Annotated in this window: 14 protein-coding genes, 3 tRNA genes and 1 pseudogene; 5 read left to right on the plus strand and 13 right to left on the minus strand. The window is 48.4% G+C overall.

Going from position 1 to position 15,235, the window contains the following annotated elements:
• Positions 1-228 precede the first annotated feature (228 nt).
• A pseudogene (locus PS053_RS17900) lies at positions 229-584 on the plus strand (Tar ligand binding domain-containing protein); the annotation flags it as partial.
• 198 nt (positions 585-782) lie between these two features.
• Here PS053_RS17900 and PS053_RS17905 read toward each other — a convergent pair.
• Together PS053_RS17905 and PS053_RS17910 are read right to left on the minus strand one after the other, a co-directional pair.
• Positions 783-2,144 carry an MFS transporter gene (locus PS053_RS17905; RefSeq protein WP_000410123.1) on the minus strand — a complete coding sequence of 454 codons (1,362 nt, stop codon included), beginning with the start codon at positions 2,142-2,144 and terminating at the stop codon, positions 783-785.
• A 217-nt stretch (positions 2,145-2,361) separates the two neighbouring features.
• The gene (locus PS053_RS17910; protein WP_256878705.1) at positions 2,362-3,276 is read right to left on the minus strand and encodes a GntR family transcriptional regulator; all 915 of its coding nucleotides are present in this window, start codon (positions 3,274-3,276) and stop codon (positions 2,362-2,364) included.
• A 138-nt stretch (positions 3,277-3,414) separates the two neighbouring features.
• On the opposite strand from PS053_RS17910, the gene lgoD reads away from it, so the two are divergent.
• Positions 3,415-4,437: an L-galactonate oxidoreductase gene (lgoD, locus tag PS053_RS17915; RefSeq protein WP_000106018.1), complete on the plus strand. Its 1,023-nt coding sequence runs from the start codon at positions 3,415-3,417 to the stop codon at positions 4,435-4,437.
• A 179-nt stretch (positions 4,438-4,616) separates the two neighbouring features.
• Here the strand turns inward: lgoD and opgB are convergent, their stop codons facing one another.
• From opgB to PS053_RS17945, 6 genes are all read right to left on the minus strand, one after another.
• Entirely contained in the window at positions 4,617-6,908 is a 2,292-nt protein-coding gene (gene opgB / locus PS053_RS17920; protein WP_059218502.1) for a phosphatidylglycerol--membrane-oligosaccharide glycerophosphotransferase, read from the minus strand.
• A 253-nt stretch (positions 6,909-7,161) separates the two neighbouring features.
• The gene (gene yjjA / locus PS053_RS17925) at positions 7,162-7,656 is read right to left on the minus strand and encodes a DUF2501 domain-containing protein YjjA (RefSeq protein ID WP_072243621.1); all 495 of its coding nucleotides are present in this window, start codon (positions 7,654-7,656) and stop codon (positions 7,162-7,164) included.
• A 56-nt stretch (positions 7,657-7,712) separates the two neighbouring features.
• Positions 7,713-8,450 carry a replicative helicase loader DnaC gene (gene dnaC / locus PS053_RS17930; RefSeq protein ID WP_000799910.1) on the minus strand — a complete coding sequence of 246 codons (738 nt, stop codon included), beginning with the start codon at positions 8,448-8,450 and terminating at the stop codon, positions 7,713-7,715.
• A gap of 2 nt (positions 8,451-8,452) precedes the next feature.
• Positions 8,453-8,992 carry a primosomal protein DnaT gene (dnaT, locus tag PS053_RS17935; protein WP_000098828.1) on the minus strand — a complete coding sequence of 180 codons (540 nt, stop codon included), beginning with the start codon at positions 8,990-8,992 and terminating at the stop codon, positions 8,453-8,455.
• A gap of 105 nt (positions 8,993-9,097) precedes the next feature.
• Positions 9,098-9,571: a threonine/serine exporter gene (locus tag PS053_RS17940; protein WP_000538184.1), complete on the minus strand. Its 474-nt coding sequence runs from the start codon at positions 9,569-9,571 to the stop codon at positions 9,098-9,100.
• Positions 9,562-10,332, minus strand: a complete 771-nt coding sequence (locus tag PS053_RS17945) for a threonine/serine exporter family protein (RefSeq protein WP_001154814.1) — start codon at positions 10,330-10,332, stop codon at positions 9,562-9,564. The genes PS053_RS17940 and PS053_RS17945 overlap by 10 nt, the downstream gene beginning before the upstream one ends.
• 624 nt (positions 10,333-10,956) lie before the next feature.
• Between PS053_RS17945 and PS053_RS17950 the strand changes: the two genes are divergently transcribed.
• Together PS053_RS17950 and bglJ are read left to right on the plus strand one after the other, a co-directional pair.
• Positions 10,957-11,682 carry a helix-turn-helix transcriptional regulator gene (locus PS053_RS17950; RefSeq protein WP_000936619.1) on the plus strand — a complete coding sequence of 242 codons (726 nt, stop codon included), beginning with the start codon at positions 10,957-10,959 and terminating at the stop codon, positions 11,680-11,682.
• Positions 11,640-12,317 (plus strand): DNA-binding transcriptional activator BglJ, encoded by a 678-nt coding sequence (gene bglJ, locus PS053_RS17955; RefSeq protein ID WP_000400850.1) that lies wholly within the window; start codon positions 11,640-11,642, stop codon positions 12,315-12,317. Before PS053_RS17950 ends, bglJ begins: the two co-directional genes overlap by 43 nt.
• Before the next feature lie 39 nt (positions 12,318-12,356).
• Here bglJ and fhuF read toward each other — a convergent pair whose 3' ends face one another.
• Positions 12,357-13,145 (minus strand): siderophore-iron reductase FhuF, encoded by a 789-nt coding sequence (gene fhuF, locus PS053_RS17960; RefSeq protein ID WP_256878704.1) that lies wholly within the window; start codon positions 13,143-13,145, stop codon positions 12,357-12,359.
• Between the two features lie 140 nt (positions 13,146-13,285).
• On the opposite strand from fhuF, the gene PS053_RS17965 reads away from it, so the two are divergent.
• Positions 13,286-13,522, plus strand: coding sequence for a DUF1435 domain-containing protein (locus PS053_RS17965; RefSeq protein ID WP_072178908.1), 237 nt, complete (start codon positions 13,286-13,288; stop codon positions 13,520-13,522).
• Positions 13,523-13,560: 38 nt separating this feature from the next.
• On the opposite strand, the gene PS053_RS17970 is transcribed toward PS053_RS17965, so the two are convergent.
• From PS053_RS17970 to rsmC, 4 genes are all read right to left on the minus strand, one after another.
• Positions 13,561-13,647, minus strand: a tRNA-Leu gene (locus PS053_RS17970).
• A 32-nt stretch (positions 13,648-13,679) separates the two neighbouring features.
• A tRNA-Leu gene (locus PS053_RS17975) sits at positions 13,680-13,766 on the minus strand.
• 28 nt (positions 13,767-13,794) lie between these two features.
• A tRNA-Leu gene (locus PS053_RS17980) sits at positions 13,795-13,881 on the minus strand.
• Between the two features lie 299 nt (positions 13,882-14,180).
• Positions 14,181-15,212, minus strand: coding sequence for a 16S rRNA (guanine(1207)-N(2))-methyltransferase RsmC (rsmC, locus tag PS053_RS17985; RefSeq protein ID WP_001272259.1), 1,032 nt, complete (start codon positions 15,210-15,212; stop codon positions 14,181-14,183).
• Between the last annotated feature and the right edge of the window lie 23 nt (positions 15,213-15,235).

Below are 15,235 nucleotides of genomic sequence, written 5' to 3' on the forward strand. Positions count from 1 at the left end.
AAGTAAGGTAAATAACTGAGTGGTTATATAGAGAAGTAAGCGGTCAGTTTTGCAGATGAGCGGCAAAGAGGTGGTTTAAGCGACAGTAAATATGTGATTTATATCACGTATTTATATTGTGAATAATTTACGGAAATAATTGAGTTTTAAATTCAGGACATCAATAAATTTATTCCGCGTAATCTTCGCCGAATATTCGTAAAGTTTCCGCTTTACAGGCCGAAAATTCTGCCATCGGTCAACAGGAAAGAGAAACGATGTTTAAAAGTATCAGGATCGCTGCTGGTTTTGGCTGTTTTCGGCCTTTTACAACTGATATCAGGCGGTCTGTTTTTTAATTCTGTAAAGAATGACAAAGAAAATTTCACCGTTTTAAAAACTATTCGCTAACAGCAATCCATGCTGAATGGTAGCTGAGTGGCGTTGTTGCAGACACGTAATACCCTCGACCGTGCGGGTATCCGCTACATGATGAAAACAATATTGGCAGCGACTCTACGGTTACAGAACTGATGCAAAGTGCCAGTATTTCGCTCAAACAGGCGGAGAAGAACTGGACGGATTACGAAGCGTTGCCGCCGGATCGACACTGGCAGAAGCCGTGGCGGTGTTCCATATTCAGCAGGAACAACAACGTCAATGTGAAGCATCGGCAGTAGTAAAAACTGTCACGTCAGTTGCGCCGCGTAAAGTGGTTATGGCTGATAACGGAGAAAATTGGGAAACGTTTTAATTGCAAAGAAAATGCCCGATAAGCCATAAGTTATCGGGCAATAAGGTGATTACTCTTTACGTGGGTCGTTGATCGGCTGGCGAACCAGGAATATGTACGCCAACGCACCTGCTGCGGTAACGCAACCGCAGATGATTAATGCCAGGCGGAACGAGTGGGTGGTATCGACAATAAAACCGGTAATGATCGGCGCGAAAGAGGCACAGATAAAACTGGCAAAGTTCTGGATACTGCCCACCGACGCAGTCATACGAGAAGCTACCGCCACGTGAATCAATCCCCAACAGGATGTACCGGCAAAGTGAATACAGAATAGCGCCATGCCAATCAGCAGAACTGCCGTCATGGATGTTGTCGCTTGTGGTACCACCAGAGTAAAGGCGGCAGAACAGAACATCCCGGCGATAATACAGATCTTACGGCTCTTGATTGGCGCCATTCCTACTTTGACCAGCCAGTCGGTTACGTAACCGTTGACCAGCATCCCGGCCGCTCCAAACAGGAAAGGGATAGCTGCCATCAATCCTGTGCTTTTTAAATCCAGGTTATAGGCTGTTTGCAGGTAACCTGGCAGCCAGGCCAGATACAGCCACGCAGTGTAGTTGATACCACTGAATCCGAGCATCATTCCCCACATTGTGCGGTTACGGAACAGGCTGCGCCATTCAGCAAAACTGAGCGGATCGCGACGGGCATTGACGCTACCGGCATTGAGATAGGCTTGTTCAACGGCAGTTAGCTCCACGTGTTCGCGGTTGCGATAAAGCATATACCAGCCGATGGCGAGAAAAATACCTAATATGCCAATGGTAATAAACATCCCGCGCCAGCCCATTACCAGCATCATTGCTGCCAGAATTGGTGGACTAACGGCAACACCAATGGTTGAGGCTGCGTTGAAGAACCCCATTGGGCGCCCGCGCTCTTTGATGTTGAACCAGTCGTTAATTACCTTAACGCCGCACGGGTTCATTGGCGCTTCACCGATTCCCATACCAATGCGTACCAGTACGAATTGTGTAAAGTTGTGCACCATGCCAGACATTGCCTGGAACAGCGACCAGAAGAACATCCCCAGACCCAGCATAATGCGCGGGCCTTTACGATCAAGTAGCGGGCCGCAAGGCAGTTGTGCTATTCCATAAGCCAGCGAGAACACTGATAGCAAAGCACCGATTTCAGTGGCGCTTAACCCAAGTTCTTCCCGAATGGTTAAATTCGCTACCGACAGCGAGCTGCGATCGAGATAATTTATTACTGCCGCAAAAAATAATAACAACATGGCGGTTGTTTGAATGCGTTTAATTCGGGTACTACGTTGAACTAATCCATCAGGCGGCACGGGGATATCTGCCGACGAAGATGAACCAAACGAAGAACGCGGATCGAGGGTGATGTTTTCTTTTTCCACGCCGGACTCCTGTATTTATAATTTTAATATTTGCGTAATTGAGTGTTACGCAAGGTTGATATTAACGGCAGGTGAAAATTTTATAGCTTCACTACCGCTCACAAAAAAACACGATTACAGCCGACTGATTGTGAGCATAGATATATGGATTTTTCCCGGTATTTATATTTTGATGAAATCGTGCACCCGTTAATAGTTTGCTGTTTTTAATCTGTACTTAATGAGCATGCCGTTTGTTTTCATTAATTGAACGAATCATCGATTGTTTGGCTGAATTCAAATGGTTACGTAGTGCCAGAGTCGCATCCAGATCGCTATGGCAAATCAAAGCGCTGAGAATAGTCATATGCTCATCGACAGCGATGATATTTCGTTGTTTGAGATCGCTTTCGTCCCATTGATAGTGAAAATGAAAGATGACAGAGATGATTTCAAGTGATTGATTAAAAAAGATGTTGTCAGCGGCTGATAAAAGCAATGAGTGAAAGTCGCGATCCAGTTGCGAGAACATGCGAAAGCTGCTGCCGATGTTGTCACGTAGCATTCGATGGCGTTCGAGGAGGGTTTTCGCTTGTAACCAACGAGGATCGTCATCTGGCAGGTTAAGAAAGTGCTGTAGCGAGTGCGTTTCCAGCATTTCGCGCAGTTCAAAAAGTTGCTCAGCGTAGGATTGATCAAATTGCTTCATGCTCCATTGACCGCGTTTTTCACTCTGAATCAGATTATAACGCCCGAATTTTAAAAGATATTCTCTTACCACGACCGGGCTCACGCCCGCTGCCCGCGCCAGTTGTAGTTCAGAGAATGTTTCGCCAGGGCGTAGTTGACGCTGATTTATCATGGAGAAAAAAGCCTGCTCGAAGATCTTGTTTTGTTCAGCCATTGATGCGGTAGTACAGGCAAAACCGTCATTGTGGTCGGGTTTACGCGAGATGACGTAGTCATTTCCGACCTGAGTCAGAACATTGCATTCGCGCAAGTGGCTGAGAATATGGCGCACGGTGGTGCGACTGATGTTATACATCTCCGCCAGCGCGCTTTGCGATGGGAGCGGGGAAGGGATATGACCACGAGCCATATCATCAATAACCTGATTAATTACATTGTGGCGTAAATTTTGCGAACGACTCATACTTTCCTCCTTGTTGCGCCATTAAAACCCGATTTAAAACATTTTTATGCGTAGGTTTTCACAAAATAGATTTTCTATTTCGCTGGCATTTTTCATTTTCATCGATATCTAAGACAACAAAAAATGGAGAGCAGAATCATGTCTACGATGAATGTATTAATTTGTCAGAAACCGAAAGAATTAGTCTGGAAACAGCGTGAGATACCTATTCCAGGTGACAGTGAAGCATTAATAAAAATTAAGTCTGTCGGGATTTGTGGGACTGATATTCATGCCTGGGGAGGAAATCAACCGTTTTTTAACTACCCACGTGTTCTGGGCCATGAAATATGTGGAGAGATTGTTGGGCTGGGTAAAAATATACATGATTTAAAAAATGGTCAGCAAGTTGCCGTTATCCCTTATGTTGCCTGCCAGGAATGCCCTGCATGTAAAAGTGGTCGCACCAATTGTTGTGAAAAAATTTCAGTCATTGGTGTGCATCAGGACGGTGGTTTTAGTGAGTATCTGAGTGTGCCGGTAGCGAATATTTTGCCTGCCGACGGTATTGACCCACAAGCAGCGGCGTTGATTGAGCCTTTTGCGATTAGCGCTCATGCGGTGCGTCGCGCAGCGATTGCCCCTGGTGAACAGGTGCTGGTGGTTGGTGCAGGGCCAATTGGTCTGGGAGCCGCGGCGATTGCAAAAGCGGACGGAGCTCAGGTGGTCGTGGCGGATACCAGCCCGACCCGGCGCGAACATGTGGCTACGTATCTGGAGTTACCGGTTCTGGACCCGTCAGCAGAAGATTTTGATGCCCAGTTGCGTAAACAGTTTGGCGGTTCCCTGGCGCAGAAGGTGATCGATGCGACAGGTAATCAACATGCGATGAATAACACCGTAAATTTGATTCGCCACGGCGGTACGGTGGTATTTGTCGGTCTGTTTAAAGGCGAGTTGCAGTTCTCTGATCCAGAATTCCACAAAAAAGAGACCACAATGATGGGCAGCCGTAACGCTACGCCGGAGGATTTTGCTAAAGTTGGGCGGCTGATGGCGGAAGGAAAAATTACTGCGGGCATGATGTTAACTCATTGCTACCCGTTCGCCACGCTGGCAGAAACTTACGAGCGCGATGTGATTAACAATCGTGAGTTGATTAAAGGGGTTATTACTTTCTGATAATGAGAGATAGCTAAAGTTGCCATGCAGCGTCCGGGGAAGTGTTGGGCGCTGTCTTTTTCTGCTTTTCAGTCATGCTTTATAGACCGGATAAGGCGTTTACGCCGCATCCGGCATTATGTACTCAATGCCGGATGCGACGCTTGCGCGTCTTATACGACCGACAAGTCGGTCAATAATTACCCATCACGCTCAACTACTTTGATTTCTACCATACCAATGCCGAGCTTACGCGGAGAGTGTCCGAGAATGTTTCCTTCGTTAGTTGAGACTGGTTCTGGCGGCACAATGACCAGCGTATCGGCATCGGTTGGGTTATCGAAATGCAACGTCGTGGTGGTCACCTCGTTGCCCAGCACCATCGTTTGCTCTTCTTTTCCTACTCGTACCGGAATCGGTCGGCTGGCGTTGTTGCCGTACGCTTTAGCGGTAATCACCAGATCAAACTTCTTCGGCAGTGGATGTTTATACTCGATTTTCACTTCATCGCCCAACTGCGCGTTGGACCAGCGGCCCCACGACTCTGGACGTGAAATACCGCTAAACTGTTTCACCTCTTCTGGCGCGCCGGCGACGTTAAAGATGAAGCTGTCGGCTTTGTAGCGAATGTCGTTATCGACAATTTTCAGCGTATCCACATTCTCTTTGTAGCGTTTCATGTCGATGACGGTATCTTTAAACGCCGTTTTGCCTTTCCATTCAGGTTTATCAACATGCTGCACAATTTGTTGCCCGCCAAGTTGACCTTGTGAGACGCACCAGTCGGTGGAGAGCGCCAGCTCCGGCGCCCACAGTTGCGCCATCTTGTAACAGCGGTCAACCCAGACGAAATTGTCGCGTGGGGCGAAATCAGCCAACTGGAAACGCAGTGGTGCGGAGTACTCACTTTCCGGCAGGGGTTCCACGCGCTTGTCTGAAACCCGCAACAGCAGCGGCAAACGGAAATGGCTACCCGAGAAGGCAATCATGTTTTTCTGCTGGTCGATGGTGAACTTTTTCATCTCGGTAGGAAACTTCCATAAGCGGATGATATCCGGCTTCCATGCCAGTACTTTCTCTTTAATGTTGAGGAACACTTCTGACATCGACTGCCCGGACAAGCTGCTGCGCCCAAGGCCGAGGAAGTTATCGCCCCCGAGAATATCCAGCACCGTAGCGCCGTTATCCATAGTGTTACGCTTTACTGCCAGCGTCTCTTGTTGTGGTTTGTCGCCGCGAATGACGAAAAACAGGTTATTACGATCCTGTTTATTGAGGTATTTCCACGCCGTGTTGTTCATCGCCAGATGGTCGGAAGAGACGACGATGACGGTATCTTTAAACCACGGTGACGCTTTGATTTTGTTGATAAACGTCGCGATATTTTCCTGGCTGCAACTTACCGCGCTGAATGACTGGTTCGGTTTGCCGTCAAAATCATATTTTTTGCGGTTACAGGTGCGAGAGATAAAACCATCCGGGTGATGGGTATCGACCGTCAGGGTAAACAGTGAGAATCGTTGACCGGAGCGAGACAGTTCTTCAAATTTTTTCCATGCTTCATCCAGCACGGTATCGTCGTAGAATCCCCAGTCGTTGCGATAATGCGGGTCCGCCACCACGCTTTTCAGTTCTTCCGAGCCATATAAATGGTCAAAACCGTGCGATTTCAGGAATACGTCTTTGCCTGCAAAACGCAGGTTAGCTCCCTGAACGAAATAGTTCTGATAACCCGAATTTTTCAGGATATCGCCCAGACAAATGTTCTGTGGGAAAAAGCTGGAAACCGAAGCGGAAGCGTTGCCTTCAAACGGGGCAAACAGCGGAATGCCGCACTGGGAAGCCACCATGCCCGCGATTGTGTAATCTGTTCCCGGCAGTTGCTGCGTGTGGCTGAAATCCAGCCCTTCATTTTTTAGTGCGCCCAGTTCGGGAGTGAGATCTGGAAAAGCGTCGTTGTCAAAATAGGTTCTCTCGAGACTTTCACCGTAGATATAGACCAGATTGAGTTTTGGATTGGGAATGGTTTTGGATGGTTCTTTGTAATAGGCCGCAAAGTCAGGATCGCCGTCGCGTGACTGGGATTTCACCAGTTCCGTTATCTGACGAAATGCCGGGCTGGCGTCCACTGAACCCAGTGCCAGTAATAGCGCCAGCAGGCTGTAGCCAAAATGGTGAGGATGATGGCGGCGTCGGCGTAGTATCCAGCCCAGCGCGCTGAAAACGGCAGTCAGCGCGAGTACGATCCCAATACCGGGCAGAATATATTTACTAACGCCTGCTCCGGTCAGGCTGTTCGTTAAGGTGTAGAGCACCGCGTCGTTAATGCCGTCGCCGGTAAAATAGTCGCTGGCAAACAGGGTGATGTTTAAAACAACAAATAGTCCCAGTACCGTTAATGTGGCGGCAAACCACCAGGTATTACGTCCCGCTTTCCATGCGTAGATCAGCACGGAAGCGAGAAACAGGGCGAAAGAGAATAGTTCTGACAACGGGCGATCCTCACTAAACCAGTCCATGTAGCCGATGTTTAAGCTTTTTGAGAAGCACAATGTAATGGCGCGGCCATATTGCTGCAATTCTAGTGTCAAAAAAATGCGATGTTGTTAGGAATTAGTTTATAAACAGACTTTTTTGACAGAGGCAATCTCGCGCATAACGGGGGATGAGAGCGTTACAACTGGAAAAAGGAGAAGGGAATTGCCGCGTCAGCCAATTAACAGCTAAAACGCGGCATTACGTGGATCAGGAGATAAAGTTCAGCCCTTGTTTTAATACCAGATCGCAAGCTTTGGTTTTCACTTTCTCTGCTAGCGGAGTAGTACCGATATTATCCAGATTGAGCTGTTGACCATCTTTGGTCTTTAACAGACCCTGAATGCCATCCAGATAGTTGGTGTCTTCTTTCTGTTTTTCGCTGTTCAGGCCCAATTTTTCCAGCACCTGGTTTTTCACATTTTCGGCATCGGTTACTGAAGCCAGCTTTTGCTTCGCGCAATATTGCAAAATACCCGCGGCATTGTTCATGTTGTCTGCGCTTAACGCTTGATTGCCGCTGCCAAGCAGGCTCGTTAAGGAAGAGAGCGACCAACCGCCTTCCTGTGTTGTGCTGTTCTGGTTACTAAGTCCGCTGGCAGCGCTGGTGAGCGTCTCTTTCCAGGAGGCGGCGTGTGTTCCGGCAGAAACTAGCGCGCTGGCGGTAATTGCACAGCACAGAAGGTATTTAACAGTTTTCATCATAATTACTCATAGTGGCATTTTGTCGCAGTATAGCGTCAGGGCCGGGCGGAATTGTCTTAATATTCTTTGCCCGTGACCCGGCTGCGATAACTATCCCAGTTGAAGATCACCCACAGACTGTTACCTAACCGCATACGATCCATCACTCGCTCACCCAGTAATTTCGTCATTTCTTCCATGTTGCTGTTGGTCAGCATCCCGGTTGGGCGCTTGGAAGAGGAACGACGATCGACGATCTGGTTGATGATCACTTTTTCATATTTGGATTCGGTTTGAACGCCGATCTCATCGATTACCAGCAGATCAACATTACTCAAATCGTTCAGTAGCTGCTCTTCACTGGTGCTGTTATTTCTGAAGGTATCTTTCATCGCCGACATAATATCGGCCACGGTAATAATCAGGACTGATTTACCGCGTAGCAGCAGTTCGTTGCAGATCGCCGCCGCCAGATGGTTTTTGCCAGTTCCAGGCTTGCCAGAAAAGATAAAGCTGGCAATGTTGCCGTCGAACTCTTCCACATACTGGCGTGCTTTGCTTAACGCATTCATCTGGCCTTCGCACTCAACGCGATAGTTCTCGAAGGAGCAATTTTGATGTAGCGGACGAATGCCGGAGCGATTAAAGGTGCGCTGCATTTTCATCGCCCGATTCTCGCGTTCAAGGGCGGCGGAGCGGATGGCTCCTTGTTCTTTCTGCCAGGCTAATAGTTCTTCACCCGTTTTGAAGGCGGGTTTGATATGAGCAGGCATCATTTTTTGCAGGCGCTGCATCAGGTCGCCAACGTTTTTCATCGTTATCCTCTGAATCCCGGTGGAATTTGGCTGTCAGGTTCACTGACCGTGTTCACATCTCGTTTGGCTAATCCGCCGCTGCTGGCGCGACCGATTTGCAGACTGCGCGCCAGTTTTTGTTGCCATTGTACATGGTGAAAAACTTTGCCTTCCGCCTGCCAGTAGGCAATGAATGAGGCCAACTCTTCGGCTGTTACCGGCTCTCTTAGCGCCACGCCCCATAACGCGGCCTGGCGGATAAAGTCGGCATCGGGCTGCCAGTCTGGGTACATGGCGAATTTACCCATTGGTACGGCAACGGGAGCGGCTTGTGGTTCCTGATAGAGTTGATCGTCCAGAGCAACATCGCTTCCCGGACGTGCCAGCTTTTCTTCCAGCGCCAGCAGTTCAGCCAGGCGCGCGGGCGTGACGGCATAAAAGGCCGGGGCGTTGTTAGCAAATACGGCAACCACACCGCTTTCAGCTTTTGCCAGAACGGTTTGGTGATCGTGTACCAGGGCGTCAATACCAACGACGTCCGGGGTCAAAACTCTGGAAGACATACTGTTTCTCAATATGGAACGATGAACGAGAAGGGAGATTACTTTTATAGTAACACACGGATGAGAGGAGGCTGTCTCTCATCCGTGTGCTTAAGCGAGGCAATTCTATACGCGGGGACGCTTGCGGTACAACCATAATCCAGGAACGGAAAGGCCAATGGATAATGCGCCAACAATTGATGAAGCCGTAAGAAAGTTGGTTAACAGGGCAATCATCAACGGTTCGCTGTATCCTAACTGGCTGATTTTTACCGCTGAAATCATCGCAGTGTAGGCGGGAATACCCGGGAACATGGGGATCACCGCCGCCACGGTGAAGACTTTCGGATGCGCCAGATACCAGCGTGACCACTGGATGCCAATGGTGCCGACCAACAGAGAAGCTATGAATGTCGACCATTCGATATTCAGCCCGGTAGTCATTAAGATCATCCGTGTACCATGACCCATGGCGCCAAGTAGCGCACACCAGCGTAATGCCCTAATGGGGACGTTGAACACCATGGCGAAACCGACCGCCGGTATAGCCGCGAGGATCATATCCTGTGCCAGCGCCAACAGAAATTCGATTACACCCATCCGCGTAGCCCCCATATGGTTAATGCCATCACCACACCAACGCAGGTCGCCAGGGTCAACAGACTGGCGATCGCCCAACGTGCCAGCCCGGTATTAATGTGGCCCTTAAACATATCGGCGACGGCATTAATGAGTGGAAAACCCGGCACCAGTAGTAAAACGCTGGCCGCCATCGCCACGCTGGGCGTATTGCTGAAGGTGGGGAGTTGCAAAAGCAGTCCAGAAATGGTGGTGGCGGCAAATGCTGTGATGCAAAAGTTGATCTGTGGGTGAAGGTGGCGTTGTGCCAGTAGCTGACGGATATACATGGCGATCATGCTGGCGAAGAAGGTGATAACAGCGCCGTCCCATCCACCGTTATTCAGCTTGCAGAAACAGGCGCAGGAAAGCCCAACCATCAAGGCAACCAGCCAGCGTGGATAGCGCAGTGGACGTATTTGGCTAAAACGTTTCTCAACGCCTTTGTAATCTAACAGTTGATGTTCTGCCAGAATGACAATGTGCTGTACTTCGGTAACTACGTGCATATTAATGCCGCGATCGTGATTTTTGCGCGTTGATGTCAGGCATTGCCCGTCTTTAATGGTGGTAAGCACGATGGCATTGGAAGAAATGGCGCTTTCAACGCTGTCCATTCCCAGCGCCCGACCAAGTCGCGAAGATAGTTCATCAACCACCGCGCTTTCCGCTCCGTGTTGTAATAAAAAAAGCCCGCACTGGATACATAGCCGTGTGATGGCCCGCTGTTGCTCTTCTTGCATGACTCGCCCTGTGTCATTAGACGTGTTGCAGATTGTCCAAATAATGAGATCCCTTTTGTATCATGAAGCGCGGTTGTTTTGACGTTGGTTAAGATCAAAATTGCGCTGATTAGTCCTGATCCCTATGGTGAGTCCGGTGTTGGACCGAAGTTTGTATTTGTCATGAAGTAAATTATTGTATGAATATTATCATTTCAATGAATTAATGATTTTTTCTTTTACGTGTTCAGTTAATTTCCGATGGTATGTACTTTAAGTGAGTGAATAAAAATAACTAGTTAGATTTTATTACTTTTTTCTCGTTTTTCTGGCGGAAATGCTCGCATGGCGGCATTGTTCGCCTTTTTAATTATATAAAAAAGTAATTGAATTCCAGACCCATCATTAAGTATTTCTAACAACATAATTTAGATATTTTAAATGTGTCAAAGCTATTTCACCAGGTTATTATTTGAGGCTATTCTCCTGAAACATACAAAGGGCTTTTGTGTGCAGGAGCAACTGATATGAAAGTGAATGCTAAGGATAATTTATTCGCTTAGTCTATTAATCTGTTGGATTTATTTAAGGAATGAATATTCTGAAAAGCCATTATGATTTTTAGACAGTGGATGTGGAGGAAATATGTTGCCAGGATGCTGCAAAAATGGAATTGTTATCAGTAAAATACCCGTCATGCAAGCAGGGCTGAAAGAGGTTATAAAGACCCATTTCCCTGAATATGATATGACATCCAGCGCCTCTGCAGAGGAGCTTACCTTATTACAATTACGCCGTGCTGGGTTAGTGATTGTTGATTTAGCCGGACAAATTGAACACCCGCGAGCCGTTTGTGAGCATTATTATTCGTTAATCTCGCAATATCGGGAGATTCACTGGATTTTTATGGTGTCGCGCGCCTGGTATACCCTGGCGGTAGAGTTGCTGATGTGTCCCACCGCGACATTATTATCCGATCTCGAACCCATTGATAGTCTGGTCAAGACCGTTCGTTCCGGTAATGCCCATGCAGACCGAATCAGCGCTATGCTGACTTCTCCTGTGATGTCGGAAACGCAAGATTCAAATTATCAGTCTGTCGTTTTGACCATTTCTGAACGTAAGGTTCTGCGGTTGTTAGGTAAAGGATGGGGCATCAACCAGATAGCGTCATTGCTTAAAAAAAGTAATAAAACCATTAGCGCACAAAAGAACAGTGCGATGCGTCGTCTGTCAATTCACAGCAACGCGGAAATGTATGCATGGATAAATAGCGCACAGGGTGCAAGAGAACTTAACTTGCCTTCTGTTTATGGAGATGCCGCGGAATGGAACACAACCGAATTAAGAAGAGAAATGTCGCACTTATAGAAAAATGCGTCATGAGCAGTATCGGGATTGAGAGTTTATTCAGAAAGTTTGCGGGTAACCCCTATAAACTCCATATCTACACTAGCCGGGAGGCGTTCCAGGATGCTATGTCACGAGTCTCATTTACGGCGGTTATATTCTCGTTTTCTGCCATGAGAACGGAGCGCAGAGAGGGATTATCCTGTTTGAATGAACTGGCAATTAAGTTTCCGCGTACCCGACGTTTGGTTATTGCAGATGATGATATCGAAGCACGATTGATAGGATCATTGTCGCCATCGCCTTTAGATGGAGTGCTAAGCAAAGCCTCAACATTAGACGTGTTTTACCAGGAACTTTTTCTGTCATTAAATGGTGTACGTCAGGCGACCGATCGTCTTAACAACCAGTGGTACATTAATCAAAGTCGCACGTTAAGCCCAACAGAGAGAGAAATATTGCGCTTTATGTCGCGTGGCTACTCAATGACACAAATTGCCGAGCAGCTTAAGCGAAATATTAAAACGATTCGCGCGCATAAGTTTAATGTGATGTCGAAACTGGGCGTCAACTCCGATGCAGGGTTACTGGAAGCCGCAGATATTTTGTTGTGTATGCGGATTTCAGACGCAATTCATGTACTACATCCTTTTTAAAACGATGAACGCCGGGTTAATCGTCCCGGCTGCGTTTTTTTATTTCAGCGTACAGTCGCCGCACTGTTGCACATCTGGCAGGCGGTAACGCTGGCAACAGGTTCGACGAACTAATAAACCGTCGCGTAGCACGACTGTGCGCCATAATGGATTATCTTCTCCGCTGGAGAGCGTTTTCTCAAAGAACAGGGCATGGCGGAGCGATTCAACGGTTGATTCACCGATTAGTTTTTTCATCTCTGTCAGATACCAGTTGATCAAATAGCCAGTGTTACTCCAGATGAGTTTACCGTTGATTTCGTCAGTGGCTTCTAGTGCCTGCACAACCGGGATCAACGCTGTCGTGATCAACTTTTCCATTCGCTGCCGCGGTGAATATATGGCTGCATTCTTGTCTTCACACACATCGACCCAGAAACAGGCGGCGCGTCCAGTTTCGTGAAACTCAACGTGGAAATGTTCCGGGGAAAGGTCTAACGCTTTTTCCTGCGTTAGCAGCGCCAGCATTAATGGTGGCGTCATCAGGCCGATATACCATTGCGCCCACAGTGAGAGCAGCGGCTTGTTCTCGCGGATCATCATCGGTTGGTTGCGGTAGATATGATCGGAATAGACCGCCAGTAGAGAACTTAGCGCATTCGGCGATGACCATTGCGCCAGCGTCATGGCGTTAAGCGGGGCGGGTTCATCCAGACGGATAAATTCCAGCAGATGTTCACGATGTTCGGCGATCGTCGCACGTACCGCTTGTGCAAGCGTTGGATCTTGCGGTTTGAGATGCGTTCGCCAGATAACATCTTCAAAAAGCGGTGCGGAACGATAGGACATAATCGTGATAGCAATCTAAATGATAATGATTGCTAATACTATCTATAGGTTTATCCGATAGCAAGGGGTTTCTCGTGCTTGTAAATGATAAAAATTACCATATGATATTTATTATCATTATCGATGTGAGAGATAAAACCATGTTGCAACGTATGCTGGGTAGTGGTTGGGGAGTATTTTTGCCGGGGTTGTTGATTGCAGGTCTGGCGTATGCTGATTTATCGCCGGATCAGTGGCGGATTGTGATTCTGATGGGATTAGTGTTGACGCCGGTGATGCTGTATCACAAACAATTACGGCATTACGTTTTGCTGCCATCGTGCCTGGCGCTTATTTCTGGCGTCATGCTGATGATAATGAACGGGAATCAGGGATGAAAAAGCAAAGAAGAAACAAGAGAGGAAGTAAAGATAATTGGTGCGAGGGGGGGGACTTGAACCCCCACGTCCGTAAGGACACTAACACCTGAAGCTAGCGCGTCTACCAATTCCGCCACCTTCGCACAGTCATCTTACTTTTTTGATATCGCCTCGTTGGTGCGAGGGGGGGGACTTGAACCCCCACGTCCGTAAGAACACTAACACCTGAAGCTAGCGCGTCTACCAATTCCGCCACCTTCGCCCAGTGCGAGCAATATCAACGTGGTTTTTGGTGCGAGGGGGGGGACTTGAACCCCCACGTCCGTAAGGACACTAACACCTGAAGCTAGCGCGTCTACCAATTCCGCCACCTTCGCATACCATCAATTCTTAAAAAGAATTGCTACCACGGAGGCGCATTCTAGTGGTTTTCAGCTATTCGTCAATAGTTAATTATCGCCTGATGCGTGATTGTTGGAAAAATGGTCATCAGGAGGCTAACGTGCGGGTTTGGTTGGTCGGATAAGGCGTTCACGCCGCATCCGACACGGTATGCGGGTGCAGATGTCAGATGCGACGCTGGCGCGTTTTATCTGGCTTACGATAGGCTAACGTACAGGTTTGTAGGTTGGATAAGACGTTCACGCCGCATCCAACAAGGATTGCGGCGTGATTCTTAACCTTTCTTCGCCTGGCGGGTCATAATGGCGCGATACACCTTGAAGCGCCCGGTTTGCGCGATCACTTCGTGGAAACCAAATGTTTCATCCAGTACGTCCGGGTAAGGCAGGAAGGCGTTTGCCACAATTCGCAACTCGCCGCCGCTGTTAAGATGGCGCACCGCGCCGCGAATCAGCGTTTGCGCTGCATCAAGGCTGGTTTGCATCCCGTCGTGGAATGGCGGGTTGGAGATGATCATATCAAAACGACCTTTCACCTCGGAAAAGACGTTGCTGGCAAAGACCTCACCTTCAATGCCGTTAGCAACAAGCGTTGCGCGGCTGGCTTCTACCGCTGGCGCAGAGACATCGCATAAGGTGAGACGAATCTTCGGCGAATGGCGTGCAAAGGCAACCGAAAGCACTCCTGTGCCACAACCGATATCCAGTACTTTGCCTTTCGTGTGCGGGGTTAATGTCGAGAGCAGTAACTGGCTGCCGGCATCCAGACCGTCACGGCTAAATACGCCTGGCAGCGTTTTAATGGTCAGGCCATCAACACTGTATTCGCCCCAGAATTTATCGGCATCAAACACCGGCTGCTTTTCCAGACGACCAAAATAGAGGCCACAGCGACGGGCGCTGTCTACCTTATTCAACGGCGCATAATCGGCCAGCATCTGCTCGGCGCTGCGCACGCCGCTGCGGTTCTCGCCAACGACGAAAATGTCAGTGCCCACCGGCAGCAGAGAAAGTAAATTCATCAACTGGAACTGAGCTTCCGGTTTGTTCTTCGGCCAGTAGTAAATCAGCGTATCGCAATCTGCGACGTCATCCGCCGTTGCCACCAGGCTAAAACGGGCGTTATCTCCCATCTGGCGGCTTAACACCTGCCAGTGGTGGAATTGCTGGGTATGAGCACGGCTGGCCGCGGTATCTAAACGCGCGGGCAGGTCATCCTGTAAGTCTCCGGCAAACAGAATACGGCTTTTTTCGAAATCATCACTGTGACGCAGCAAGACTTCACTTGCCGGGGTAAATGCAGACATGGAATGCTCCTCAATTGATACTG

This window comes from Escherichia albertii, assembly GCF_028622335.1.
In the GTDB taxonomy this organism is placed as follows: Bacteria; Pseudomonadota; Gammaproteobacteria; order Enterobacterales; family Enterobacteriaceae; genus Escherichia; species Escherichia albertii.